A 24347-nucleotide genomic window follows, 5' to 3' on the forward strand; every position below is an offset into this window, starting at 1 on the left:
ATCTGAGCTCTGACAGCCTTGGGAGCTTGACGGAGGGCAACAGCGGGACGGGCTTCGCGCTGTCGATCGAGGCCGGCCAGCAGCTTGACCTTGGCTCCCGACTGTCGGTGATCCCGCAGGCACAGCTGAGCCTGTCCTCTGTCACGTTCAGTGACTTCACGAGTGAGGCGCGGGGGGAGCAGCGTGTGTCGCTGAGCGACGCGTCCAGCCAGCAGCTGCGTCTTGGGCTTGAGTTTGCGGCGCAGGATCAGGGGGCGAGTGGCCTCTATGGGATCGTGAACCTGTACCATGATTTCGGCGCGGGTAGCACGGTGGAGGTGGCCGGCGCGTCGCTGACGAGCGAGAATGAGGCCTGGGCGCTTGGGGTTGGCCTTGGGGGCCGCTATGCGTGGACTGACCGCGTGGACCTGTTCGGCGAGGCCTCCTATGCCACCGGGCTCGGCAACGCCGGGGATGCCAGCGCCCTCAGCGCAAGCGCAGGGCTGAAAGTGGTGTTCTAGAGGGGCGGCCGCACAAATGGATACAGGAGCACTGCACGTGAGCGCGCTTCGGTGATGGCGGTGTACGCTGCAGACTAAATGGGCGGCGTTCTAGCCCGAAAAGCAGGAGGCCGCCCTGTCGCGGTCCGTGACATCAATCATGATGCCTTACAGCACAGCGATTTTCGAGGAACACGTCGCAAGTGCAAACACAGATAGGCTGCCTGCTGAAGCTCCCCCATCTCCGTCTCCAGCCGAATCACAGCACGACCAAAAGACCGACGCGCGTTGCATGTGTTCCCATATTGTTCTACAATCAAAATGCTCGCGCGGTTATCGGATCCGAGTCTGATGGCCAGCAACCAATGGGGGACCACTGATGACGCTCTCGGCAACTGTTGAACAGATCACGCGCCCGCAAATCCGTCAGCTTGATGACATTGCAATCAACAGAATTGCAGCAGGGGAGGTGGTCGAACGGCCAGCCGCCGCCGTGAAAGAATTAGTCGAGAACGCCATCGATGCCGGTGCACGGCGTATCAACATCGACATCGCGCATGGTGGCAAAACGCTCATACGAGTTACGGACGATGGCTGCGGCATGACCCCGGACGATCTGCCACTCGCTCTTGCGCGTCATGCAACGTCCAAGATCGACGGGAGCAACCTTGAAAATATTGCAACCTTCGGGTTCCGGGGGGAAGCCCTGCCATCCTTGAGCGCGGTTGGTCGGTTGATCGTGACCAGCCGAGCGGAAGGGTTCGACGCGGCTGTGCTGGCGGTGTCGGGCGGCTGCGCAGAGCCTGTGGCACCGGCAGCCCTTGGTGGTGGAACGGTGGTCGAGTTGCGCGATCTGTTTTATGCGACCCCCGCGCGGTTGAAGTTCCTCCGATCAGACCGGGCTGAAACGCAGGCCATAACCGAGATCGCAAAGAGACTTGCGATCGCGGAGCCCGGTATCAGCTTCACGCTGCAGGATTTCAGTGGTGAAGGCGACGGCAGAGTCACATTTCGAGCCGAGGCGGAGTCAGGTGACGTTCTCGAGGCGCTCAAACATCGAGTTCAGCATGTGCTTGGCAAAGAGTTCACGGAAAACGCGTTGCCCATCGATGCGACACGGGAGGGTATGCGGCTGATCGGATATGCTGCCCTGCCTACCTTTTCTCGAGGCGCGGCCGTGATGCAGCATTTCTTCGTCAATGGTCGTCCCGTGCGCGACAAGGTTCTGATCGGAGCCCTCCGCAATGCCTATTCCGACTTTCTCAGCAGGGACCGTCATCCAGCGGCGGTCCTGTTCATCGATTGCGACCCGAAAAAGGTTGATGTGAACGTACATCCAGCCAAGGCGGAAGTGCGGTTCCGCGATCCGGGCCAAGTCCGGGGCCTTGTCATTGCCGCCTTGAAGGCCGCGCTGTCGGGGGCAGGGCACAGAGCCTCCTCCACTGTGGCGAATGCAGCGCTAGGTTCCATGAGGCCTGAGCCGACAAAGCAAGCCCGCGTCTACCAGATGCAGCGTCCGTCCGCTGGCGCTTTGCGGGCCGCTCATGCCGCGCAAGCGCCGAAGTTTCCCGAGTTAAACGATGCCGTCAGCGGCCAGATCGCAGAGGAATTTGCCGCCACCGAACCGAACTGTGAGACGGGTGCGCATGATCAGCAAAACGAGAGTCCTACGACAGAAGACCGTCCTCTCGGAGCCGCCCGCTGCCAAGTGCATGAGAACTACATCATCGCGCAGACGCGCGATGGGATTGTCATCGTGGATCAGCACGCGGCACACGAACGCTTGGTCTACGAACGACTGAAGACACAGGCGGCTGAAAACGGGACTGCGAGTCAGGCGCTTTTGATCCCGGAAATCATCGAACTCGGAGATGCAGAGGCTGCCCGTGTACTCGAAGTTGCGGATGATCTGAAGGCACTCGGGCTTGTCATAGAGCAATTCGGAGGATCCTCCGTTGCGGTGCGGGAAACCCCTGCCTTGCTCGGAGAGGTCAATGCGGAGGCGCTTGTGCGTGACGTAGCTGACGAGTTGATTGCAGATGGGAGCAGCGACCTCGTAAAAACTCGGATCGATGCAATTCTCAGCCGTGTGGCCTGCCACGGATCAATTCGATCCGGGCGCCGTATGCTTGCAGATGAAATGAATGCGTTGCTCCGCCAGATGGAGGCCACACCGCACTCAGGTCAATGCAATCACGGCCGACCGACCTATGTTGAGTTGAAACTGTCGGACATCGAAAAGCTATTTGGAAGAGCCTAATGGGGTCGATTCAGACGGTGTGCCGAACCGAGCGGTGAGACATGTGAGAGCGGGTCTCCCAGGTCTTGGGTTCCGGCAAGTCTGCGTTTGCCGATGATCTGACCGAGCTGTTTTGTATTTCAGTAGATGATGATAATGCCATTAAAGACCAGACGCGGCTTCCGTTACAGGCTTGAGGGATGCCATAAGGTGATGAAACTTTTCGCCTTGTACGGCAACGTGAGACCGAATTGCCGATGCGGCAGCATCCCCATCACCAGCCTCTAGAGCGGCAACGATCTCTTTGTGTTCGCCCATGGACTGACGCAACCGCCCGCGCAACCGCAACTGCATGCGTCGAAACGGCTGTAGCCGCTTGTGCAAGCCAAGGCACTCCCGTTCAAGGAAGCCGTTGCCCGACTGCCTGTAGAGGATTGCGTGAAAACGCTCGTTCTCCCCGTAATACCCATCCGCATCCCGCGCCTCGACAGCCGCGTTGCATCGATCGTTGGTTACATGCAGTTCGGCCAGTGCTGCATCGGTGATGCGCGTGGCTGCGAGGCGCGCGCAAATGGCCTCAAGCTCTGCCATAACCTCGAACATTTCCAGAAGCTCGACCGGGCCCGGCTGCCTCACAAAGACACCCCTACGCGGCACTGCCTCGACCAACCCCGAAAGCGCAAGCCGTTGCAACGCCTCTCGGATCGGTGTGCGAGAAACTTCGAACCGGTCGGCCAGTTGCACCTCGTCGAGGCGATCCCCGTCGGCTAATGTGCCATCGAAAATCATCTGTTCCAGCACTTCGGCGATTTTGTCAGCGCGGCGTACATCCATAGTTTGTATTTAGATATGTACATTTCAGAACGCAAGATCCTCTATCTTGTATACAGGACGGTTGCTCCACAAAACAAAACATGCGATAGGCTGTCAACCTCGATTGGGGAGTCGGGGATTCGTTTTGGGAGGAAACCAATGAACAAAACCTTGATTTCAAAGGCCGCCGCCCTCGCCCTGCTGGCCGGTAGTGCCTCTGCGCAGGAACTGCGCCTGTCGCATCAGTGGTCTACGCAGGACATCCGCCACCAGGTCGCTCAGATCGTTGCGGACCGGGTGGCTGAGGCCGATGTCGGGCTCGAGATCACCATCTACCCCTCTCGCTCGCTCTTCGCCCCGCGCGAGCAGTACAACCCGCTCAGCCGTGGCCAGCTCGATATGACCGTGCTCCCGCTCAGCTACGCTGGCGGACAGCGTCCCGCCTACAACCTTACCCTCATGCCCGGTCTCGTGCGCAACCACGACCATGCCGCGCGTCTCGTCGACAGCCCCTTCATGGACCGCATGGAGGAAATCATGGCCGAGGATGACGTGATGGTCCTCGTCCACGGCTATCTGGCCGGCGGTTTCGCCGGTGTCGATGGCTGCATCACCGGACCAGCTGAAATCGACGGCCTTCAGACCCGCGCCGCAGGCCGCGCGTTCGAGCAGATGCTGGCTGGTGCCGGCGCCTCGATCACCTCAATGGCGTCGTCCGAGATCTACAACGCGATGCAAACGGGTGTTCTGGATGCCGCCAACACGTCCTCCTCGTCCTTCGTGTCGTTCCGCATCTACGAGCAGGTGGACTGCTACACCCCCGCTGCCGACACGGCGCTTTGGTTCATGTATCAGCCGCTCCTGATGAACAAGCCGACCTTCGACGACCTGACCGAGGAACAGCAGGAGGCCCTGATGGCCGCCGCCGCCGAGGCCGAGACGTTCTACCTGGAACAAGCCAAGGCCGAGGATACAGCATCCGTCGAAGTCTTCGAGGCCGCGGGCGTTGAGATCGCGGAAATGACTGCAGAGGATTTTGAGGCCTGGCGCGCGCTAGCACATGAAACCTCCTACGCCGCCTTCGTCGCGGACTATCCCGAGGGCCAGGAACTGCTGGATTTGGCGCTGGCCGTCGAGTAATCCTTCCCTTCCGGGCCGCCCCATTGCGGCGGCCCGGACCACAGGACTTTCACTAAGGCACGAGGAGGCTGGTATGGCTGGCCAGAGTTCGGGCGCTGTCGCGCGCTCCGGGGACAACCCGTTTCTTAAAGGCGTGGCATTTCTGTCGCTCTTGTCGGGCTGGACCGCTGCCGCGCTGATCGTGATCTCTGTGATCATCACCTGCCAGATGATCTTTGTGCGTTTTGTACTGAACCAGTCGACGATCTGGCAGACCGAAGCGGTCGTCTACATGATCATCGCAGCAACCATGTTAGGATTGCCATATGTGCAGTACTTGCGCGGCCATGTGAACGTGGATCTGATCCCGCTCGCGCTGCCGATGCGCCTGCGCAAGGTGTTGTTCTTCGTGACCATGACGACGGCCAGCGCAATCATTTGCATCATGGCTTTTTATTCCTTTGAGTATTGGCACATCGCGTGGGAGCGGAACTGGCGGTCCGACACGGTCTGGGGCGTGCGGCTCTGGATTCCGTATCTAGCGCTTCCCATCGGCTTCGCGCTCTTCATCCTGCAGCTTATCGCCGACATGGTCGCCGTCGCCATCGGCGTCGATATGCCCTTCGGCTTGGAGGACGGATAATGGATCCTCTTGTCCTCGGCACGCTGGTCGCCTTCTTCACCATCCTTGTCTTGTTTTCGGGCGTATCCGTCGCCACGGGGTTGCTGATCGTCTCGGCCGGTTTTCTGACTGTCTTCGACGGGTTACGGTCCCTAGAGTTGATGCCGGAGATCATGTTGGGCAAGCTCAACAATTTTGCACTTCTGTCGATCCCGATGTTCATTATCATGGGGGCTGCGATAGCCTCTACGCGCGCCGGGGCCGATCTCTACGAAGCGCTGGAGCGCTGGCTCACCCGCGTTCCAGGCGGCCTGGTGATTTCCAATCTTGGGGCCTGCGCGCTGTTTTCGGCGATGTCAGGCTCCAGCCCCGCGACCTGCGCGGCCATCGGCAAGATGGGGATACCCGAGATGCGCAATCGCGGCTATCCCGACGAGGTGGCATCGGGCTCCATCGCGGCGGGCGGCACGCTCGGCATTTTGATCCCGCCCTCCGTTACCATGATCGTCTACGGGATCGCGACCGAAACCTCAATTGGGCGGCTCTTCCTCGCCGGCGTGTTCCCCGGACTGATGCTGGTGGGTCTCTTCATGATCTGGTCGCTGTACTCGACTGCGCGGTCGGGCAATATGCAGGTGCTCAGCAAGGTCGCCTATACTTGGAAGCAGAAATTCGAGATCCTGCCGCGCGTCGCGCCCTTCATCCTGATCATCCTGGGCGTGCTCTATGCCATGTATGGCGGCGTCGCGACGCCGTCGGAGACCGCGGCCGTGGGCGCGCTGATGTGCCTGATCATCGCGATGATCATCTACAAACTGTGGAATCCCAAGGAACTCTGGGTCGTGCTGCGCGACAGCACCAGGGAATCGGTGATGATCCTGTTCATCATCGGTGCCGCGGGTGTGTTCAGCTTCATGCTCAGTTCGCTCTTCATTACGCAGGCCATCGCCGAGTGGATCGGCACGCTCGACGTGAACCCATGGGTGCTGATGTTCGCGGTGAACATCTTTCTGCTGATCGCCGGCTTCTTCCTGCCGCCCGTGGCCGTGATCCTGATGGCCGCCCCGATCCTTTTGCCGATCATCACGACGGCGGGGTTCGACCCGATATGGTTCGCGGTGATCCTGACGATCAATATGGAGATCGGGTTGATTTCGCCACCGGTGGGTCTGAACCTATATGTGATCAATGGCATTGCACCCGAGATCAAGCTGAAGACGATCCTTAAGGGCTCCTTGCCTTACGTAGCCTGCATGGTGATCGCGATCATCATCCTATGCTTCTTTCCGGGCATTGCCACTTGGTTACCTGACGCCGTGATGGGACCGCAGATATGACAATTCTCAATGACCTCCTATCCACCGTATTCGAGCGCCGCCCACGCTGGGGCCGGGTGACGCGGGACGACCGTCCCTTCGAGGCACTGACCGCCGACCTGATTGGAGCTACGGGCGAGATATCGGGCATGAATGTGGCCCGTGTGATCCTGGAGCGCTTCGCCGCCTCGGACGACCAGGAGAAGCTCAGCTTCTTCCGACATCTCGCGACCGGGATGGCGATTGAGCCCGCTCAGGTGCGCGCCGCGCTCGATGCCTACGAAGCCGGGCAATCCAAGGCCAGCTACCGCGCCTTCACGACCGCCGCCGAGCCGCCCCGGCAGGAACTCATCCGCCGCCTCAACCAGGTACCGGGCGCCACAAAGGAACTGGTTGCCATGCGCGCCGACCTGCTCCGGTTGAGCCGTGGCGAAGCGTCATTGGAGGCGCTGGACCTCGATTTCCGTCACCTTTTCTCAAGCTGGTTCAACCGCGGTTTCCTCGTGCTGCGCCCGATCAACTGGGAAAGCCCAGCCCATATCCTCGAGAAGATCATCGCTTACGAGGCCGTCCACGCTATCGACAGCTGGGAGGACTTGCGCCGCCGGGTGGAGCCTGTGGATCGGCGCTGCTTTACCTTCTTTCATCCCGCAATGCCCGACGAGCCGCTGATCTTTGTCGAGGTTGCCCTTACAACGGGGATCGCCGGGTCCGTGCAGGCCGTCCTGTCGGGCGAGCGCGATATGCTCGCCGCCCAGGACGCCGATACGGCCGTGTTCTATTCGATCTCGAACTGCCAGGCAGGGCTGGCCAGCATCTCTTTCGGTAATTCTTTGATCAAGCAGGTCGCGGCCGATCTCTCGACGGAGCTGGCGGGGTTGAAGACCTTCGTGACTTTGTCACCCATCCCGGGACTTACTGCCTGGATGGAAGCCCATGCCCCTGACGCCGACCGTGAAGACGATGATTGCTTGCGCGCATTTGCGGCGCGTTATCTCACAACGGCCAAGCGGCCCGATGGCCTGCCGCTCGATCCCGTAGCGCGCTTCCACCTCGGCAACGGCGCCGAGGTGCACCGTGTGCATGCCAAGGCCGACGTCTCCGAAAAGGGGTTACGGCAGTCGGGCGGCGCGATGGTCAACTACCTCTACGATCTCGGCAGTGTGGCGCAGAACCACGAGCGCTTCGCCACCTCCTACGAAATCGCAGCCTCGTCCGAAATCAGAGCGCTGGCAGCAGTCGCAGAAAAAGCCGTCGAAAAAGAGGCCGACCGGCGGGCTAACGTGTAGGAGCAACTCAATGACAAACCCCTTGTATGACCGCCTTTTTGGCGCACATGCAGGCAACGGCGCGACCTTCCTCAAGCTCGCGGACGGCGCGGAGTTATCCTACCAGGCGTTCCTCGAAACCGCGGCGCGGTTTGCCCACGCGCTCGTCGCAATAGGCCTCGGCCCGGGTGATCGTCTGGCCGTACAGGTCCACAAGTCACCGGAGGCGCTTGCGCTCTACGCTGCCTGCGTTCAAGCCGGAGTGATCTTCCTTCCGCTCAACACTGCCTACACTGTCGATGAACTGTCCTATTTCATCGAGAACAGCGGCGCGCACGTGGTTGTTTGTGACAAGACCGCCCGCGCAGCACTTGCCCCCATTGCAGACCGGCTGTCTGCCCGGATAGAAACGCTGAACGCCGATAGCTCCGGTAGCCTGCCATCGGTAGCAAAAGGTATGCAAGGCGCATTCCCCACGGTGTCGCGAGACACGGATGATCTGACGGCCTTGCTGTATACGTCCGGCACGACGGGGCGGTCCAAGGGCGCTATGCTGACCCAGGGAAATCTGCTGTCGAACGCGGAGACGCTGATGGAGTTCTGGCGTTTCACTTCCGACGATGTGCTTCTGCACGCGTTGCCGATCTTTCACACACACGGACTCTTCGTGGCCACAAACGTCACGCTTGCCGCGGCCGGCTCCATGATTTTCCTGCCGAAGTTCGACACCGACACAATGATTGCGAGCATGCCCGAGGCGACGACTATGATGGGCGTTCCAACATTCTACACTCGGCTTCTGTCGGATCCTCGGCTGACCCGCGATCTTGTCGGACACATGCGCCTGTTCATCTCGGGCAGCGCACCACTCCTGATTGAAACCCATGAGGAATTCGAAGCTACAACAGGGCACAGGATACTAGAACGCTATGGAATGACCGAGACCAACATGAACACCTCAAACCCCTACGAGGGAGAGCGGCGTGCTGGCACTGTAGGTTTCCCCCTGCCCGGCGTCGAACTGAAGATCAGCGATCCGACGACCGAGGCAGCGCTGCCGCAAGGTGAGATCGGCCAGATCGAGGTGCGCGGGCCCAACGTGTTCAAGGGATACTGGCAGATGCCCGAAAAGACCGCGGCCGAACTCCGCGAGAACAGGTTCTTTATCACCGGGGATCTGGGCCGGATCGATGCCGATGGCTACGTGCATATCGTCGGGCGCAACAAGGACCTGATCATCTCGGGTGGCTACAACATTTACCCCAAGGAAATCGAGTTGATCCTTGATGATCAACCTGGCGTCCTGGAGAGCGCGGTCATCGGTGTACCGCATGCTGACTTTGGAGAAATGGTGCTGGGCCTGATCGTGCCCGCGCAGGAGGAACGCCTGAATCTCGATGCCATCACCGAAGCCACGGCCAAGACGCTCGCTCGCTTCAAGCAGCCCAGAAAGCTGATTCAGATTGATGAACTGCCGCGAAACACGATGGGTAAGGTGCAAAAGAACATCTTGCGAGAGCAGTATTCGGAACTCTTCGAGCCGTCGCAACCCTAGCAACTTTGTCTCTTCGCTGAGTTGAAGTTGCCAGGGTTTGCCGGATTTGATGATCGCGCTTGCGATTGTGATCAACCTTCGTGCGATAGCGACAGTGACGAGCTTGTGCGGCTTGCCACGTTCTTTCAGACGTTTGGCTACAGGCTTCAGAGCTGGATTGTGGCGGGCGGCTGTAAGAGCAGCCTGAAACAGCACCTGCCGGAGTGACTGCCGCCCGCCCGCGATAGCTCTTTTGCCGCGCATGGTACCACTGTCATGTGGCATCGGTGCGAGGCCGGTCATGGCGGCGGCCTCGCCAGCCGTCATGCGGCCGAGTTCGGGCATTTCCGCAATCAGGAGCACCGCAGAAACGGGTCCGGTTCCTGGAACGGATAAGAGCAGCTTCGCTCTTTCTGCGGACCTGTCGTCCTGAGCGATAGCGACCTTTATCTGACTTTCGATATCGCGGACTTGGCTGTCCAGCAGGGCTTTAAGATCATTGTCCATACCTTCGACATCAGCCGCAACGCCTTGCTTCCTACGTGCTGCGACCTGGGTGGCAAGCCGTTTGGGCATATCGACGATCTGCGCGCGACGCGTTGTCAAAGTTCTGAGAATGCGTCGTTTTTCGTTCGGCAGCCGCCGTCCTGCCTCTGGTCGGAACTGCAGGAATTGGGCAATGAGTTCCGTCCCTCTCGTGACACCGCTTCGCGATGCACTGCCGGGCAACGATCAATCATGTCCGTCTTCGCGCGCGAACCTTTCGACTTTGCAAAGGCTTTGATCTGGGTTGGAGGAAGCTGTCTGGCATCGATGTCCGCAGCCACGAGCATTGTCCACAAAGCCCACACCTGCCCCGGTTGCCTCGAAGCCGATCTCAACCGGGGCAGGTTGCTTCCGAATAATCGAGATCAACTCCTCACGCCCCTCCGCCGAATTTACCAACCGGAATCTGGTTCCTTCGGGCAGACAAAACCCGTCAAGCCAATCTCGCGACACATCTATGCCGACTATGGGTTTTGCTGATATCATGTCACTCTCTCTTTCTTATACTTCGCGGCCCCACAAACGGGCCGCCATCAACTGTCCGAGACGGTGAAGAGAGGTGGGATCAGCCTGCTAGAAAGCGTGGTCAGACCACAAGGTGTTCAGCGCTGTATCCCACCCCGTCGCCGGACCTGGCCGGGACCGGCGACGGGGAAGACTATAGCAGAGAAGAGACACATAAGGGGTTCAGTCCCGGCATCTGGTGGCCTACTGATCCACATCTTCGTGATCAGGCCCTATTGTCACACTGCCAGACCTTGGCGCGACTGCAACTCATTTGCAAGATTTTTAGCATTCTCTGGTGAATACTCAATTGTTGGCGCGCGACGCGCTCTAGGGGGGCTCAAGCTGCGTCATGCCCGCGGCTATTCATTTCTGTTTAACTTGCTGGCATAGCTCCGTGATCGAATCCATCGAGTGTTCCCCCGCTCTGTTTTTATTGCGTGTTCATATCATGGATGTCAGCTTTCAGGTAACGAAGATGGAGCCCTGCTGGCCGATCTTGTCGCGCGCAAAACGTCAGACAACAGCGTGCGATTGCGGTCTTCGTTGACATCTTGCTCCAGGAACGTGTCGAGCTCAGCCGCAACCCGCCGCACCAATGGATCAAACGTATACCGATCAAGCACCCAGGCGCCCAAAAGGATCAGTCGGCGGGTGCGCAGTTTTCGACGCTGTTCTGTTTCCCTGGGGCCGGGCGCGGAGGGGTGAAGGTCTACCATATCATTCTGTTGTGCACCTTCGAAGAACGGTGCCAAGAGCGCGATATTGGCCGTAGCGATGCCTTTGTCTGGATGACACCATAGAAAGGCTCGAACCTCTTCCTGAATGGACGCGTGTAACTCGGGTTTGTGACGGCATTGGGCGACGATGAATGCCCCCAAAATAGCCTTCCGACGCGCATCGTCAGCACGGAGGTTTCGGGCGAGACGGCCCCGGCGTGCTCCGAGAGTGGACAAGGTTGAATATGCCCGGTTTGGGTTTGCGTCTATTGCGATCCGAACCATCTCGTGGATCTCGGATGTCTTGAACCGCAATCGGAAGAAGCCTTCTTTCTCTGCAGCGCGGATCAAGCGGCGTTCTTCGCGTGTCTTCACCCGCTCGATCTCAGCCTCAGTATCCGCGAGCTTGTTCCTCGGGTCCTTTTGGGGCCGTTTCCTGCGCGTCTCTGAGGTCATCTCGTGTTCCCTTGATTTGAATAAGCGGCCGCCACCAGCCGGTAATTTCACCCGGTAGGATGGGTCCCAGGATCCGGCTATCGAGGGCGCGGTGGGTATCGCCTGCGACCAGAACAATGCCGTCCGCTGCGCGGCTCTGTACCCGCTTCAGGATGCCAATGCCGTCCGGGTGATCGCGGGAGCAGAACCACTCGTAGTAGGGGGCGTTGCGATGGCGATCCCCGAGACAGAATGTGACGTAGCTGGCTGTTTCAGGCGCTGACGCAACGTAGAGCCCGCGCGGCACCGATGTTGTGGCATTGCCGATCAGGAGACCAATTCCGGCCGCAACCCAGACCAGACCCAATACGGTCGCGATGGCACAGGAGGGCAGGACTGCGGCGCGGGTCATGTGTGCTCCAGCGTCACGTGATCGGGACAGGGACAACTGATGGCCGGACCAAGCGGGATCCCAATCGGGCTGACCGGTTGCCGAAAGAGGCGGTGGTGCCCGCGCAAGGTGTCGATCCAGACAGCGGCGGGCCAATAGGACAGCGGGATGTATCGCCCGAGGCCTCCCGGATCGGCAGCACGGTTATCTATCGGGATCTCAGGCCAGGCGTCGAAGAACCCGGCGACGCAGGGGATCTCAGCCGTCGACTTCAGTCCCTGCAACCAGTCTTCGCTGCCGACACGTATCACGTTCGCAGCAAGAAAGAGCCAGGCACCACTTACGCCCGTACGATGTTCGAAGACCAGACGCTTGGGATGATCCGCAGGATAGGGGCCAAGATCCTTCGGGAGCCACAGGGCCGAGGGCTCTTCGCCGGAATGGAACTGCGGACGGTCCTCTGAAGCAGGAATGCCGTTTTGCAGAGGATCGTAACGGTCGCCGCCGGGCGGCAGATCCGCAGCCATAGGCATGATGCGTTTGATCAGGTCAGCATGGGTCTGGCGTTCCGGGGTCATCCAGTCGGGGGCGAGAGGGGCCGTGCCCCGCAGGCGTGTCGAGATGCGCCTCATCCCCCAGGCGATGGAGCTCTCCCGGCGCCGGGCCCGCTTTGCAGCAAAGACCTGATAGCGATCTGCAGGATGGCTGAGATACCAATCCAGCCTGTCCAAGAGTTTCAGGAGGGGGGATCGGTAGGACAGATCCTGGGGGTGGGGCAGGAGCTTCCAGGTCCAGGGGGCGAGGTTCACCGGGATGCCGGCGTGGGCAGGCGGTCGGCGCTTGATCAGTCGGTTGAGCACCGATCCGCGTCGCGTCCCGGCGGGTGGATCTGAAAACACCAGAGTATCGGCGGGCAGGCCCGGCCGGATCCATGTGGATCTCTCCGCCGCTTCCTGTTGACGGGGGACAAGAGATCCTGGCTGGTCGATCCTACGATCTTCGCTTGGGCTGTCCATCTTGCATTCCTTGGATCGGCTCATAGAGGCAGGTGTGGTTCAGGATCGGTCGGATCATCCGCGCTGCCATCTGTGTCCTGAGATCCGGGTTTCGGACCAAAAAGCATCGCCAATCGCTCATCGATCTCCTCCGGTTGGCGTCCCATGAGCGCTGCGATCGCGGCCGTGCTTTCAGCATTCTCGACATGCACTCTGAGCTCCTGGTCATCCGCGTCTGACCAACTCGCAACGGAGATCTCGGGCTTGTTTTGGGCCGCATCGAACAGATCGGCTTGTTGGATCTCTTTGGTCGACTGCGGCACTCTGTTCTTCGCCTGAACGTCAGGGGGTTCGTTCGGTCTTTTTCCGGTCTTCTCGCGGTCGCGCTCTTCAGGACCACCGGCCCCGGTCGCTCGCGCAACTTTGGTAGCCGCTTCCGTTTCGCGATCTTCACGGTTGGATCGTGTGCTGACAAAGCGGAGTGTTTTGTTGCCGCTGGCTTTTGAGGCCTGGGCGCCATCCGGGTCTCCCTGCCGCGGATCTCCGCCCGGAGCTCCGGTGTCTTGGCCCCTGCCTTTGGTGTTCGGTCGGTCGGTTCTGCGACGGCCGGCCTCTTGTGGTTCCACTTGCTCTATGGAGATCTTCTTCAGCACTTTGCTCCGGCGTTTCACGGCTGCCAATTCGTCTGCCACGGCCTCCGGTGTTTGCACCCGATCGGCCATATCGCGACGGGTGAAATACACCGCCTTGCTGGCCAGGATGGGCGCCGACCGACGTGTCATGATCACCTGTCCATGAGCCGGCAACTGTCCGATCTCTGCGGCGGTCATGAGGGGCACCTCGCGCAACTGTTCGCGTTCGGATTCCGATGTGCTGCCGCGCATGGGGGACCACAGATCGCGTGAACTGGACGCATCGGCCGTCACGATACGCAACGTGTGGCGGCCGAGCATTTCGGAGAGATCGGACGCGTTGCGCCGGCTGCCCAAGGCGCTGATGATCCGGGCTTCACAACTGTCGAGCCAGGCATCGGCCCCGGCCGGTCCGCCCCAGGCTTTTTCGAGCTGGCCGAGGCTCTGGTAGATCAGCATCAGGTGCATGCCGATCGAGCGGCCCGCATCCCGGATGTGCAGGAGTTCGGTCATGCCTTCCAGCACCCGGGCTTCATCGATCAGAAACAGGCGACGTGCCCGTGGTCGATCCGGTTGCTCAAGGAGTTCCGCGACCACCATCATGCCGCCGAGCAACAGGCGCGGGAAAGACGAGAAGTCCATTGCCGCGCTCGCCGGAAGGTTGATGTAGATATCCGTGTCTGGATCGAGGGCTGAAAGGTGTTCTACGGGTGACTTGGTTGAGTGGCCGAATTGGGCCACATCGGGAAATCGAAAGAGCGCCAGCTTGTTGGACATACCCTTGATGACGCCGGGCCAGGTCCGCTCTTCCAATGCAGCCATCCCAAGAAGCTCATCACGGACGAATGCCATATCGTGCTTCGAGGCGTATTCGATTGCTTCGGAGATGACTGTGTCTCTGCTGCGGTTGATAAACCGGGAAATCTCCATCGCTACATTTGGGCTTCTTTCCTCCACAAAATGTGCCGTCAGTGCCGCGAAGAGGTTCACAGCCATCTCGTGGAAATACTCGCTATTGTCTGAGCGCCATTGCCCAAGCGGCATGAGTGTCTTGGCCATGCGCAGATAGACGGAGGGGGCCAGTGGTGCGAGCGGGGCGATCATCTTGAAGGGATCGAACCCGCTATCGGCATCGATCAGGACCGATTTGTATCCCATTCGCGCGCGCTCATGGCGCGTGCGGGCATAGAGATCGCCCTTGGGATCAAACACGACCAGCGGCCCTGCATAATTGAGGATGTTCGGAATGACGAGACCGGCAGTCTTGTAGCCACCTGACGCCGCAAACACGATCACATGGCCATTGCCCACGGCGGGATCGAGGGTGATCAGGTGGCCCTTGCCTTGTCGCCCCCAGGATCGCGCGACATTGGGATCGAAATTGGGGGAGTCCCGCAGGGGATCGGTGTGCTCGCCGATCACAATACCTCCGGGGTGATGGAAGCGTTTGCGCACATCGCGCTGACTGGCCCATTCCGCCTTGGTCAATCCTGGCCGATCGCGGGTGCCGCGGGTATCGGCGCCGATCATGCCCCGGCCTGCGCGTTCAAACCATTTGAACACAGCCATCGTGAAGCGGGCCGCCACGAAGCAAGCGGCCAGTACCATGATCAGAAAGCCCGTCGCCGCATTGAAGGTGAAATCACTGGTGTAGTGGTAATCGAAGACGAGCGATCGGATCCAATCCACCGCATCATCGAACACCCAGAGGGCCTGCCAGCCATCCTCCGTCCGCCACGGCCGAACCGCGTAGAGGACAAGACCCGGCACCCAGAGGATCCACATATGTGGTCCCCGTTCGTCCATCGTATAGGCTGCCACATGGGCCGCTGCGGCCGGCAGAAGGCAGACGGCGATGAGCCAGGGATCGAAGTGATCACGGTTGATGACCTGACCAAGCCAGAGCTGGCGCAGGGCCAGAAACCCGATGGCGGTGATGAGGGCCACGGCGCTGAACCAAGCGAGAAACCTAGCGAAGGCACGAAGGCTGGATCGCGTGTCGATCATGGGGCACCCTCCGCGGTGGACGTGTCCTTCAGGAGAAAGCCTCGTGTGGTTTCAGCATGGACGACCTCTGCTCCGATCAGACCCACCATGGCGCCCGCCGACTTGTGCCGGAGATGCCAAACGGGGAGGGGATGAAAGGCCGTGTCGTTTGACAGCACGACAAAAGGCGCATCATGTGAGGAGCGATCCAACAGATGGGGCAGCCATATCCAAGGTAGAAAGGCCTCCAAACAGATCATGATCCGCCCATCAAACGGGTCATCGCTGGTGTCTGGTGGCGAGACGGCTGGTTCCATCCGGCTCCAGGTTCCCGTGACCGTCGGAATGCCCATCACGGCACGATAGATCGGACGAGGACTCCCAAACTCGTTGCAGACTTTCGGGTCAAAGCGCCAGACGGCGCCGCGACGCGTATCGCGATAGGGTTCGGAGACGCCAAGGAAGAGTGTCAGGTCCTTGTCGCGCGCCGCTCTGCACCAGAAGGCGGTGGCGCTGCGGTCTTCGGCGTCGAAAACGGATTCCCCAAGCACCGCCGTCGCGCCTTGCGGGAGCGCGTCGCGGATCAGGATCCAACCCACGCGTTCGGTCACGGTGATGGGTTCCGCAACCGTGCTCCAGCCCGCGCCCCCGGTCTGCACGGATTGATCCGTGTTGGCAAGGTGGACGAGTGCATAGATTCCGATCAAGGCCATCAAACTGGCGGCAGTGTTCGGCACGTGCGCGCAGTACCGCGCCAGCTCCAGAAGCGCGAAGAGGGCCAATACGCCCACCAGCCCGAACAGGCCTGCACCGGGCAGGCTGTCCGCGAGCGGGAGCAGGGGGGAGGCCGGGAAAAACGGGATCAAGGTCAGCGCGATCACGAAGCCGGTGATCCCGACGCGCCCGGCCATGATTCCACCCAGGATCAACAGAAGACCGGCTCCAAGCATGACAGGAACGGCCATCCAGCCGATCCCGATCAAGCCCCAGGCGCAGACCAGCACTGGTCCAAAGAGATAGCCTGCGGCTGCCCCTTGCCGCGCGTTTCGCGTACCAAGGATGATCGCAGCAACAAGGGACGCGCCGGGGATCCAGAGCGGTACATCCGGATAAAAGATCACGGGCACCCATGTCACGAGCGCGAAGAGGAAGAGCACCGGCGCGTGTATCCGCATGGCCCAACCGGGCGCGGTATCAGAAGTACCTGCCGTCATGCCGCCAGCCCCGATCTGGACACCAACCATGCGGCGGCCACAGCGTCCTGCACCGCCATCAGGCCCGCCCGGCGGTGGGTATCGTTGAAGTCCTTCTTGCTGCCCGATGGCTCAGGCGGCATCGCGATCCAGAGTTCGCAGCCGCGCCTGGCATGGTGGACCACGGAGCGCCAGAAGGCCCGGCCGGCCTTACTGTCCGGCGCATCCTGGTCCGGGGCCAGGACGATGGGCCGATCTGTGGGGAGAGGGGCCCGACTGAAGAAGGACGCGCCAAAGAGGGCCCAGGTTTCGACCCCGGTTGCGAGCCATAAGGACAGTGCCGTTTCTGGCCCTTCAGCTGCGATCAGACGATTGCTGTCTACACGGGCCGGAAAGCGGGCCGGATATCCGGCAAGAGAGCCAAAGGACGGCTTTGCGACTTCGCACCGGGCGCGCGTTCCATCGGAATTGATCAGGATGCGCTGGCCGCCCTGAATGCGCCCGGCGTCGTCTGTTCCCCAGACCACAAGTGCGGCGTGCTCGGGATGCCTGACATACAGCCTTGGCACGGGGGGTGCAAAAGACAGGCCCTCAGCGGGCCATGCCGTGATGCCACGGGAGGTGAGGTAGGTTTCTGCCGGTGTCGTATCGATCGGGCGCGACGCGCTGCGGAGCGCGGCCACAAGCATCTTGCGATAGGCTTGCCTCCGGGCTTCCTGGTCCGCCTCCCGCTTGGAGCTCGCATCGTAGGCGCCACTATGGGGAACGGGCGTATCCGCAACCGATGCAACGCGGGCGGCCGCCTCCACGACCTTTGGGAAGTCCTGGCGCGCAGAGTGCAGGCCACAGAATAGAATGGCCACGAGATCGAAGAGATCACCACCTTGATCCGCCGAATGGTCGAACCACAGACCCCGCTCCTTGCCCTTCATGGTCATCGCAATGGCTGCGTCCTCCTTGGCCCGCCAGACTGTCCCGCTGCGGCGTTCCGGGGGGCCGAAAGCTTTCTCGAACAGATCCTCAGCGCGCTTTGCGAGTTCGGGCCGAACCGTGTCGGCCGAAATCGACCGAGACCGCCGGGGGGGATACGGCCTCCCGCGCTTTCTGAGGTTAATCGACGGCATAAGGATCAAAGCCCCATTCATGAACGGAGGGTGTGAGGCTGTTGGCTTGCGCCGCCCCGCGCATCGCCGCTCGGACATCCTGGCGGTTAAGACGGATGGCGCCGAAGGCCAGCACTTCGGAATCCGGCACAGGCGCCTGCGCGACCGCGGCGCGGACCGGTGGAAGCACGACAGGCCCTCCGGCAATCACCGCCAGCACAGCTTCAGGAGATGTGAGTGCGCGGTTGCCTGCAGTCCCGCGATAGACCGATCGACCACGATTGGGCCCGGTCAGAAGGGGCAGGGCGGCCCAGATGCCCGCCAGACAGTTTCCGAACCGGACGTGTTGCGCCGGGGGGCCGGGATCACCGCATTCGGCAATCAGGAGCCGCGCCAGACGATCCTGCATGGCCGGGTCAAAGCGCGCGGAGACATCGAGATTGTGTCGCTCGATCAGGCCGGTCAGGGTGCCATAGATGATCTGGTACCCGCCAGCGGCGGTGGAGATCGCGCCTGCGCGGCGCACGTGTTGCTGCCAGGCCACCACCTCGGCCAATGTCATTTGCGTCAATGGGTGCGGTGGCGGGATCGGAATGCGCCGCTCGTAGTCATCATAGCCGCGTGGAGCTTCATGCGCCCGAATGAAGGTCAGGAGATCCGTCGTGACGCCAGGCGTGGCCTGTGCGCCACCAAGGCCAAGACAAAGTGCAAGGGCTGTCACGCTTGCAAAAATGTGGATCCCGTTCATGCGCACCCGAAATGTCTGACCCGTTGATCGCATCTTGACCTCTTATTCTTGTGTGACGATCTGCATGGCGGTGCGCGGCAACATCCAGAGCAGGACAACCATCACCACATCGAGCAAGACCATCCCCATGGCCGCGGCCGGCGGAAACAGCTCGGCCCGCATCATCCAGGCGAGATCGATAAAGACGCCAATGACGAGCAGGACAGCCATGATGGCGAAGCCAGACGCCACCAGGGACCGGAGGTATCGACCGGAAATGCCGGTGGTCTCACGGAGCCCCCCAAACGCGATGCTGAGCAAGCCGGCGGCTCCGATCAGGAGCAGCCGAAAGCTCCAGTAGACGATGGCGGCAATCTGCAGGGCCAGCATGAGTTGAATGAACAGCGCGGTGACCTGAACCTGTGCCTGGATCAGGAACGGATAGGAGGCGAGGCCTTCAAAGAGCGAGTAGACCAGCGCCATGCGGGCGGCCGCAAAATCCGACAGGGCGAACGATCCTCCGTCCGACTGCACAAGGGACCGCGCCACGCCGTCGATCATGTCGACAAGGGCCAGAGGCTCCATGAGAACGATCATGCACAGCAGCACCACACCGAAGCGGAACACGAGACTCGAAAACCCACCCGGCAGGGAGCGTGATCCAATGGCCCACTGGCCGCCGCGCAAAACAAGATCGACCAGGAACAGCGTGAGCAGCATGCCGGAGGCGGCCGCGGCGACAGGTATAAACAGGGTCATGGCGGTTTCGACCATCTGATCGAGCAACCGATCCCATTCAAATCCGATGCGGACCCCGCGCCGGATCGTGTCGGCCTCCTGTTGAACGTCAGCAACAGCGATGTCGCAGGAGAGGACACCCATATAGGTGTCGGCGCTGACGAGCGAATGATTGCCCGCGAACCCCTCATAGACCGATGCGCCTGCACCGGGCCCGCTGACACGCGGCAGGGCGGCCCAGACCCGCGCGATGCGATTGGCGGTCTCAGGGGACGCATCGCCGTCGCGATAGCCGGTCTCGCGAAGCAGATGCCGTCCGAGACGATCCTGGGTGGCCGCATCGAAGGTGTCCGATCGCGAGACGATGCCCTGATCGACTAGACCTTGAAGCGTGCCCCGAATGATCTGGTACTGGCCAGCCGCCGATGACACGGAGCCTGCGCGCACGGTGCTGCGTTGCCAGTCCAACACCTCACCTACTGACATCGTTGTGATGGGCCGTGGGGGGTGCGTGCGGACCCCATAATAGACCGTGTCGTAGCCGCCCGGCGCTTCCAGAGAGCCGATGAGCTGCAGCAGGGTGTCTTCATTGCAAGCCCGCGCCGAGAGGGCGGCAAAAACCGACAGGAGGAACGCCAAGCTGATCGATTTCAAAACGGTGGAGAGGCTAATGCAGGGCCAGCGGTTCAATTTTACGTGTGTATATTTATTGATCCGGTTCTTAAGAGCGTCTATATGGAATCTGTGAGGATTGAGTTCGACGAGGCGAAGCGGGTTGCCACCCTGAACGAGCGTGGCTTGGATTTCCTCGACGTCGCGCATCTGGACTGGACGACCGCACTGACTGCCCAGGACGCTCGGAAGACCTATGGCGAGCTTCGGTTCGTCACGATCGGCCTGATAAATGCGCGTCTGTGTGTCGTTGCGTGGACGCAACGTGAGAGTGCGCTCAGGGTGATCAGCCTGCGCAAAGCCAACAAGAGAGAGATTGCGAGATATGACACATTCTGGACCCCCAAAGCCTCTGATTGATGCGGATGGAGAAGTCACCGAGTTGGGAGAGGCCTTTTTTTTAAGGGCCCGGCCTGGACGTCCGGCATTGCCGGTTGGGGAGAAGCGCGAACGCGTGAACCTGATGCTGGACCCGGAACTGCGCGCCGCGGCCAAGGCGCGGGGTCTCAATCTCAGCGAACGTGTCAATGCCCTTCTGAGAAAAGACTTGGGGCTGTAGGCTCTAAAGGGCGCAGGCTGCCGAAACCGGCGCGCAACCTGATGTTCTGAGACCGCTCCTATCACCGCGCACGCCTCGGCTGTGCGGGCAGTTGCATGTCGCGTTCCACGGCGACGTTGAGCAATGTACCGGCATTAACGCGAAACCGCGTCCCGCGCGCCAGGAGGTCGCCAAGATGCTGATCGGTCACGCGGGAGGTGGCGCTGCCGGTGGCAGCGCGGGCCAGATAGGCCAGATCCCCATCGGGTTGCGGATCCGATCCGGTGATGATCTCGGTCGCGTTGCCGGCGAGATCGAAGAGCACCGAGGCGCCAAGCGCAGTCCAGAACCCGCTTGAGCGCCGCCCCTGAACCCCACTCATCGCATCGTCACCAATGGCGCCAAACCCCGTCACATCGAGGGGCGTCCCGTCAGCCAATCTGAGATCCGTCCAGGTTATGAAGAGACGTTGCTGGCCGGCAGCTGCATTGCTGCCGTAGGTCCCGACCAGTGTTGCCCCGCGCGGGATCAACAGATGCCCGCCGGTGAGGCTGTCATAGACATCGCGATTGACCGTGGCGCGCACGAGGCCGGGCAGGCCCGAGTCTATCGGTGACATCAGCACCGCCGGGATCACCGCCCCCCGGGCCAGGAGATGTGTCGGCGGACCGCTTTGCGGTTGTTGAGTGGGTGCGGGTGCCTGTGTCGCATCGGAACCGGTCACGCTGTCCCCCGGTGGGGCGGCGAGTTGTGGGATGGTGCCGGTTGTCTCGGCCGCAGATCCTCCTTCGGGTGCTGCCGGAGCCGGGGCGGGATCTGAGCGTGCGACCAGCGCCGCGGGTTCCTCGACAGCCGGTGTGAGGGGCGAGTCTGCCGCCAACCTGGCGCGCTCCCCCAATCTCGCTTGCTCCGTCGTGGCTTGCTCCCGCACAAGTTGCAACCTGCGCTCCGTCTCCGGGTCGATCGGCGGGGTGTTCGGGGTGGCCGAGGCGGCCGGGACCGGCGCGGGCGCGGGTAGAGGGGCGTTGTCGATGCCAAGCGCATCGACGCGCCGCGTCAGATCCCCCGGTTCCAGATCGACCGGCGCAACCTGTCGGTCTCCCAGAAGCGGTGTGAGCGTGACACCGCCGAGGAGACCCAGAACCAGGGCGGCGGCCACAAGGAAGAGGGTGGGGCCCAAGCTCCGGCCGGTCAGCGGCCCGTTTGTGTTCGGGGCACTCATGACAGTCTCACGAGATCGAAGTCTTCGATGATCATGCCAAGCGGGTTTTCCAGCAGAAGACGATCATCACGAACCGTGCGTTGTCCAAGCACGAAGGTGGCCTGATAGCGCTGTATCGGTTCACTTTGTCCTGACGAACGATCGCGCCGTGTCTCGGTCCATTCGACCAGCCAGCTGCGCCCCCCGACCAGGACCACCGAGGCCACGACGATGTCGACGGAATAGGTCTCCGCCGTCCGAAACGGTGAGGTTGCCGGATCCCGCGCCCATTCGATGATCTTGCGGTCAGCGGCCGAGTTCTGTTCCAGGAAGTACTGGATGCTGCGCAGCCGGCCTTCCATCACTGATCTGTCGGTGGAGACAGAGCGCCAATCCCGCACGAAGGAGGACAAGGTGTATCGGATCACCGGGTCTGGCCAGTCACGGATCTGGCGAGGCGACAAGACCGGTTGTGGGCGCCCGAGGGTATCGACGGCCACGATATAGGGCACGTATTCGGAGCGGACCGCCGCCCAGATGCCGAACGCGATCGTGACGCTTGCCAGGGCAAGACTGCCAAACGCGATGCGGCGCCAGTTGTCGCGTTCCTGCGCCAGCGATCCGTGCTGGCGTTCCCAGGCCCGTCGCGCCCGCTCCTCGGGGCGCACGGGGACGGTATCAACCTGATCACTCATTCCTGGTTCCCCCTTGGACCGGATCGCATGCGCTCCATGACCGCGCTCCCGATCTGTCCGCGATTCGCGATGGTTCCCCAATCAAGAGAGGTTTGACCGGCACCTCGGGCCATCGAGCTGGCCATGCTCATCGCGCCGGAACCCTTGGCCGCGAGCGCGCCGGCTGCCCCGCCGACCAGAGCGCCGCCCGTGGCCGCAACACCTGTCGTGGCGGTGGTTGTTGCCGTGCTTCCGACCTTGGCGCCAATGGCCTCGGACGCGCTGGAGCCACCGGCCGCTCCGGCGATCAGGCGCTCAAGCGTGGAGGGCAAGGTCAGGACCAGGATGACACTGACGATCTGCAGGAGAAGAACCGCCATGACGCTCTCGGGCCCCGTGCCATCGGCCCGCGCCAGGGTCAGGGTGATCTCCTGCGTGGCATTGATGATGATCAGGAGACCCATCAGGCGGAAGCCTTTGCCGACCAGCATCAGGACATAGGAGGTGGCGATCTGCCGGGTCTCTGACAGTCCGGCAAAGCCGAGCGTGATGATGCCCGCAAGGCCAACAAGGTAGAGTTCCGCATAGATCACCACGACCATGGCGACCTGTATGGCGAGCACGATGATCGCGACGACGGCCGCGATCAAATAGAAATAGGTCGACGGTTGCCGGAACCGCATCTCGCCGAGCCATGAGGTTGCCCGCGAAAACCCGTCGCGGACCAGATCGGAGGGTGTGATCACGGAGCTTCCATCGACGCTGCCAGCAATGTCCACGGCCGTCGCGGCGAGCCAGTCAACGATTTCCGGAACGATGGTTGCGAAAAGCCAGACGAGGGAGACGATGCCGATCGTATAGACCATCGGCTGTGCAAACTCATCGAGGCCCTGGCCCTGGATTGCCCATTTGCCACCGCGCCAGACAAACTCGATCAGCAAAAACCCCAACAGGATCTGTTGCGCGCGCTGGCCAAGTGTGTCGCCAATGCGGTCAAGGGTGTTGGCCATGTTCTCGATGGCATTGTCGAGGGCGCCGCCCGCACCGGAAGGTTGTGCGAATGCGGGATCGGCAAGGGCCACAAGCAGACCCACCGCGGTGGCGGTAATCCCGAACCGGATCAACAGGGGGTGTGCAAGAGCCCGCATCTCAGTTTCCGATCCCGAAGATCTCGTTGAGGGAGCGGCCGCCGCCCGCGTCGCGGAGAGACTCGAGGGTCTCATGCACCTCCCGCTCCTGCAGGCGCTCCGCGGCCTCCTGCCGGTCGAGATCCCCAAGAACGCGGCTCCAGGCAATTGCGGTCTGTTCCGCTTGCGTGGCTGTCAGGGTGCGCAGATCGTTCAGTTGGCGTGCCATGGACGCTGCCATGAGATTGGCGCCCTGCAGAACCTGCATTTGTCCGACCTCGCTGCCGAAGCGCGATTGCACCGCATCGATCAGGTTGGCTTCATTCTCCACGGCGTCGAGGGAGAATTGGGATTGCCGCAGGTTGGTTTCCAGGGCGGCATTCCAGCGGTTGTTCCAGTCCGTATAGCTCGTGGCGATATCGATCCGATCAAGCCCGCGGCGTTCGAAATGCGGATCGGTGATCAGATCCGAGCGCAGGAACTCATCGAGCTGGACCCCCGATTGCACGAGACCGCCAACCTCATCCCCGATCTCGCGCAGCCGCAGGATGGGGCTGAGCACGTCTCCGAGCATCTGCTCGGGCAGTTGCTCAATGTTCCGGCGCATGAGCCGATACGAGTCGATCTGCGTGTGGAGTTGCTGCGCCTCGGTGGCGAGGCTTTCGACTTCGGTGGCGAGGCTCCGGCTTTCGAGCCTGGCGATCGAGGCAAGTTCCAGGTAGTTCAGTATTTGCGTCCATTCGGTCGCCACACCCGTTCCACCTGCGCCAGCATGG

Annotated in this window: 23 protein-coding genes and 1 pseudogene; 10 read left to right on the top strand and 14 right to left on the bottom strand. The window is 61.4% G+C overall.

Going from position 1 to position 24347, the window contains the following annotated elements; translation table 11 throughout:
• Together GTF44_RS17950 and mutL are read left to right on the top strand one after the other, a co-directional pair.
• On the top strand, positions 1–500 hold a 500-nt coding region (locus tag GTF44_RS17950; RefSeq protein WP_171562628.1), incomplete at its 5' end, for an autotransporter outer membrane beta-barrel domain-containing protein.
• Positions 501–858: 358 nt separating this feature from the next.
• Positions 859–2739 carry a DNA mismatch repair endonuclease MutL gene (gene mutL, locus GTF44_RS17955; RefSeq protein ID WP_171562201.1) on the top strand — a complete coding sequence of 627 codons (1881 nt, stop codon included), beginning with the start codon at positions 859–861 and terminating at the stop codon, positions 2737–2739.
• A 141-nt stretch (positions 2740–2880) separates the two neighbouring features.
• Here mutL and GTF44_RS17960 read toward each other — a convergent pair whose 3' ends face one another.
• A complete protein-coding gene (locus tag GTF44_RS17960) occupies positions 2881–3552 on the bottom strand; it encodes a GntR family transcriptional regulator (protein WP_171562202.1) in 672 nt (223 codons plus the stop codon).
• A gap of 138 nt (positions 3553–3690) precedes the next feature.
• On the opposite strand from GTF44_RS17960, the gene dctP reads away from it, so the two are divergent.
• The 5 genes from dctP (at position 3691) to GTF44_RS17985 (ending at position 9411) form a co-directional block, all read left to right on the top strand.
• On the top strand, positions 3691–4671 hold the full coding sequence (gene dctP, locus GTF44_RS17965; protein WP_171562203.1) for a TRAP transporter substrate-binding protein DctP: 981 nt from the start codon (positions 3691–3693) through the stop codon (positions 4669–4671).
• 73 nt (positions 4672–4744) lie between these two features.
• Complete coding sequence (locus tag GTF44_RS17970) at positions 4745–5293, top strand: TRAP transporter small permease (RefSeq protein ID WP_171562204.1); 549 nt, start codon at positions 4745–4747, stop codon at positions 5291–5293.
• On the top strand, positions 5293–6609 hold the full coding sequence (locus tag GTF44_RS17975) for a TRAP transporter large permease (protein WP_171562205.1): 1317 nt from the start codon (positions 5293–5295) through the stop codon (positions 6607–6609). Before GTF44_RS17970 ends, GTF44_RS17975 begins: the two co-directional genes overlap by 1 nt.
• Positions 6606–7877 (top strand): malonyl-CoA decarboxylase, encoded by a 1272-nt coding sequence (locus GTF44_RS17980; protein WP_171562206.1) that lies wholly within the window; start codon positions 6606–6608, stop codon positions 7875–7877. The genes GTF44_RS17975 and GTF44_RS17980 overlap by 4 nt, the downstream gene beginning before the upstream one ends.
• Positions 7878–7887: 10 nt before the next feature.
• Positions 7888–9411, top strand: coding sequence for a malonyl-CoA synthase (locus GTF44_RS17985; RefSeq protein WP_171562311.1), 1524 nt, complete (start codon positions 7888–7890; stop codon positions 9409–9411).
• Positions 9412–9567: 156 nt separating this feature from the next.
• On the opposite strand, the pseudogene GTF44_RS22570 reads toward GTF44_RS17985, so the two are convergent.
• Positions 9568–9966: pseudogene (locus tag GTF44_RS22570) on the bottom strand (transposase); the annotation flags it as partial.
• On the opposite strand from GTF44_RS22570, the gene GTF44_RS21985 reads away from it, so the two are divergent.
• Positions 9862–10416: a hypothetical protein gene (locus GTF44_RS21985; protein WP_216365324.1), complete on the top strand. Its 555-nt coding sequence runs from the start codon at positions 9862–9864 to the stop codon at positions 10414–10416. The pseudogene GTF44_RS22570 and the gene GTF44_RS21985 overlap by 105 nt on opposite strands.
• A 482-nt stretch (positions 10417–10898) precedes the next feature.
• On the opposite strand, the gene GTF44_RS17995 is transcribed toward GTF44_RS21985, so the two are convergent.
• From GTF44_RS17995 to GTF44_RS18030, 8 genes are all read right to left on the bottom strand, one after another.
• A complete protein-coding gene (locus GTF44_RS17995) occupies positions 10899–11534 on the bottom strand; it encodes a hypothetical protein (protein WP_171562208.1) in 636 nt (211 codons plus the stop codon).
• A 16-nt stretch (positions 11535–11550) separates the two neighbouring features.
• Entirely contained in the window at positions 11551–12006 is a 456-nt protein-coding gene (locus GTF44_RS18000; RefSeq protein ID WP_171562210.1) for a hypothetical protein, read from the bottom strand.
• Complete coding sequence (locus GTF44_RS18005) at positions 12003–13001, bottom strand: hypothetical protein (RefSeq protein WP_171562212.1); 999 nt, start codon at positions 12999–13001, stop codon at positions 12003–12005. Before GTF44_RS18005 ends, GTF44_RS18000 begins: the two co-directional genes overlap by 4 nt.
• A gap of 20 nt (positions 13002–13021) precedes the next feature.
• Positions 13022–15619: a type IV secretory system conjugative DNA transfer family protein gene (locus GTF44_RS18010; protein WP_171562214.1), complete on the bottom strand. Its 2598-nt coding sequence runs from the start codon at positions 15617–15619 to the stop codon at positions 13022–13024.
• On the bottom strand, positions 15616–16812 hold the full coding sequence (locus GTF44_RS18015) for a hypothetical protein (protein ID WP_171562637.1): 1197 nt from the start codon (positions 16810–16812) through the stop codon (positions 15616–15618). The genes GTF44_RS18010 and GTF44_RS18015 overlap by 4 nt, the downstream gene beginning before the upstream one ends.
• Positions 16809–17729 carry a toprim domain-containing protein gene (locus GTF44_RS18020; protein ID WP_171562218.1) on the bottom strand — a complete coding sequence of 307 codons (921 nt, stop codon included), beginning with the start codon at positions 17727–17729 and terminating at the stop codon, positions 16809–16811. The genes GTF44_RS18015 and GTF44_RS18020 overlap by 4 nt, the downstream gene beginning before the upstream one ends.
• Positions 17730–17901: 172 nt before the next feature.
• Positions 17902–18675 (bottom strand): hypothetical protein, encoded by a 774-nt coding sequence (locus GTF44_RS18025; RefSeq protein WP_171562220.1) that lies wholly within the window; start codon positions 18673–18675, stop codon positions 17902–17904.
• 9 nt (positions 18676–18684) lie between these two features.
• Positions 18685–20049 carry a hypothetical protein gene (locus GTF44_RS18030; RefSeq protein WP_171562222.1) on the bottom strand — a complete coding sequence of 455 codons (1365 nt, stop codon included), beginning with the start codon at positions 20047–20049 and terminating at the stop codon, positions 18685–18687.
• Positions 20050–20094: 45 nt separating this feature from the next.
• Between GTF44_RS18030 and GTF44_RS18035 the strand changes: the two genes are divergently transcribed.
• Complete coding sequence (locus tag GTF44_RS18035) at positions 20095–20391, top strand: BrnT family toxin (RefSeq protein ID WP_171562224.1); 297 nt, start codon at positions 20095–20097, stop codon at positions 20389–20391.
• Between the two features lie 94 nt (positions 20392–20485).
• A complete protein-coding gene (locus GTF44_RS22575; RefSeq protein ID WP_367383415.1) occupies positions 20486–20590 on the top strand; it encodes a type II toxin-antitoxin system CcdA family antitoxin in 105 nt (34 codons plus the stop codon).
• A gap of 61 nt (positions 20591–20651) precedes the next feature.
• Here GTF44_RS22575 and GTF44_RS18045 read toward each other — a convergent pair whose 3' ends face one another.
• The 4 genes from GTF44_RS18045 to GTF44_RS18060 are packed head-to-tail and all read right to left on the bottom strand — an operon-like array spanning position 20652 to position 24322.
• On the bottom strand, positions 20652–21791 hold the full coding sequence (locus GTF44_RS18045) for a TrbI/VirB10 family protein (RefSeq protein ID WP_171562228.1): 1140 nt from the start codon (positions 21789–21791) through the stop codon (positions 20652–20654).
• Positions 21788–22465 (bottom strand): VirB8/TrbF family protein, encoded by a 678-nt coding sequence (locus GTF44_RS18050; RefSeq protein ID WP_171562230.1) that lies wholly within the window; start codon positions 22463–22465, stop codon positions 21788–21790. The genes GTF44_RS18045 and GTF44_RS18050 overlap by 4 nt, the downstream gene beginning before the upstream one ends.
• A complete protein-coding gene (locus GTF44_RS18055) occupies positions 22462–23592 on the bottom strand; it encodes a type IV secretion system protein (protein WP_171562233.1) in 1131 nt (376 codons plus the stop codon). Before GTF44_RS18055 ends, GTF44_RS18050 begins: the two co-directional genes overlap by 4 nt.
• Position 23593: 1 nt before the next feature.
• The gene (locus tag GTF44_RS18060; protein WP_171562235.1) at positions 23594–24322 is read right to left on the bottom strand and encodes a hypothetical protein; all 729 of its coding nucleotides are present in this window, start codon (positions 24320–24322) and stop codon (positions 23594–23596) included.
• Between the last annotated feature and the right edge of the window lie 25 nt (positions 24323–24347).

The sequence above is a fragment of the Roseobacter sp. HKCCD6576-2 genome (assembly GCF_013179285.1).
GTDB classification, from domain to species: Bacteria; Pseudomonadota; Alphaproteobacteria; order Rhodobacterales; family Rhodobacteraceae; genus Rhodophyticola; species Rhodophyticola oceani.

Coding starts and splice junctions, on each gene's coding strand:
- GTF44_RS18005 (WP_171562212.1), bottom strand. CDS start 13,001: ATGGACAGCCCAAGCGAAGATCGTAGGATCGACCAGCCAGGATCTCTT.
- GTF44_RS17980 (WP_171562206.1), top strand. CDS start 6,606: ATGACAATTCTCAATGACCTCCTATCCACCGTATTCGAGCGCCGCCCA.
- GTF44_RS18000 (WP_171562210.1), bottom strand. CDS start 12,006: ATGACCCGCGCCGCAGTCCTGCCCTCCTGTGCCATCGCGACCGTATTG.
- GTF44_RS18015 (WP_171562637.1), bottom strand. CDS start 16,812: ATGACGGCAGGTACTTCTGATACCGCGCCCGGTTGGGCCATGCGGATA.
- GTF44_RS17985 (WP_171562311.1), top strand. CDS start 7,888: ATGACAAACCCCTTGTATGACCGCCTTTTTGGCGCACATGCAGGCAAC.
- GTF44_RS17970 (WP_171562204.1), top strand. CDS start 4,745: ATGGCTGGCCAGAGTTCGGGCGCTGTCGCGCGCTCCGGGGACAACCCG.
- GTF44_RS17960 (WP_171562202.1), bottom strand. CDS start 3,552: ATGGATGTACGCCGCGCTGACAAAATCGCCGAAGTGCTGGAACAGATG.
- GTF44_RS18010 (WP_171562214.1), bottom strand. CDS start 15,619: ATGATCGACACGCGATCCAGCCTTCGTGCCTTCGCTAGGTTTCTCGCT.
- dctP (WP_171562203.1), top strand. CDS start 3,691: ATGAACAAAACCTTGATTTCAAAGGCCGCCGCCCTCGCCCTGCTGGCC.
- GTF44_RS18035 (WP_171562224.1), top strand. CDS start 20,095: ATGGAATCTGTGAGGATTGAGTTCGACGAGGCGAAGCGGGTTGCCACC.
- GTF44_RS18050 (WP_171562230.1), bottom strand. CDS start 22,465: ATGAGTGATCAGGTTGATACCGTCCCCGTGCGCCCCGAGGAGCGGGCG.
- GTF44_RS18025 (WP_171562220.1), bottom strand. CDS start 18,675: ATGCGATCAACGGGTCAGACATTTCGGGTGCGCATGAACGGGATCCAC.
- GTF44_RS17975 (WP_171562205.1), top strand. CDS start 5,293: ATGGATCCTCTTGTCCTCGGCACGCTGGTCGCCTTCTTCACCATCCTT.
- mutL (WP_171562201.1), top strand. CDS start 859: ATGACGCTCTCGGCAACTGTTGAACAGATCACGCGCCCGCAAATCCGT.
- GTF44_RS18020 (WP_171562218.1), bottom strand. CDS start 17,729: ATGACCATGAAGGGCAAGGAGCGGGGTCTGTGGTTCGACCATTCGGCG.
- GTF44_RS18045 (WP_171562228.1), bottom strand. CDS start 21,791: ATGAGTGCCCCGAACACAAACGGGCCGCTGACCGGCCGGAGCTTGGGC.
- GTF44_RS18055 (WP_171562233.1), bottom strand. CDS start 23,592: ATGCGGGCTCTTGCACACCCCCTGTTGATCCGGTTCGGGATTACCGCC.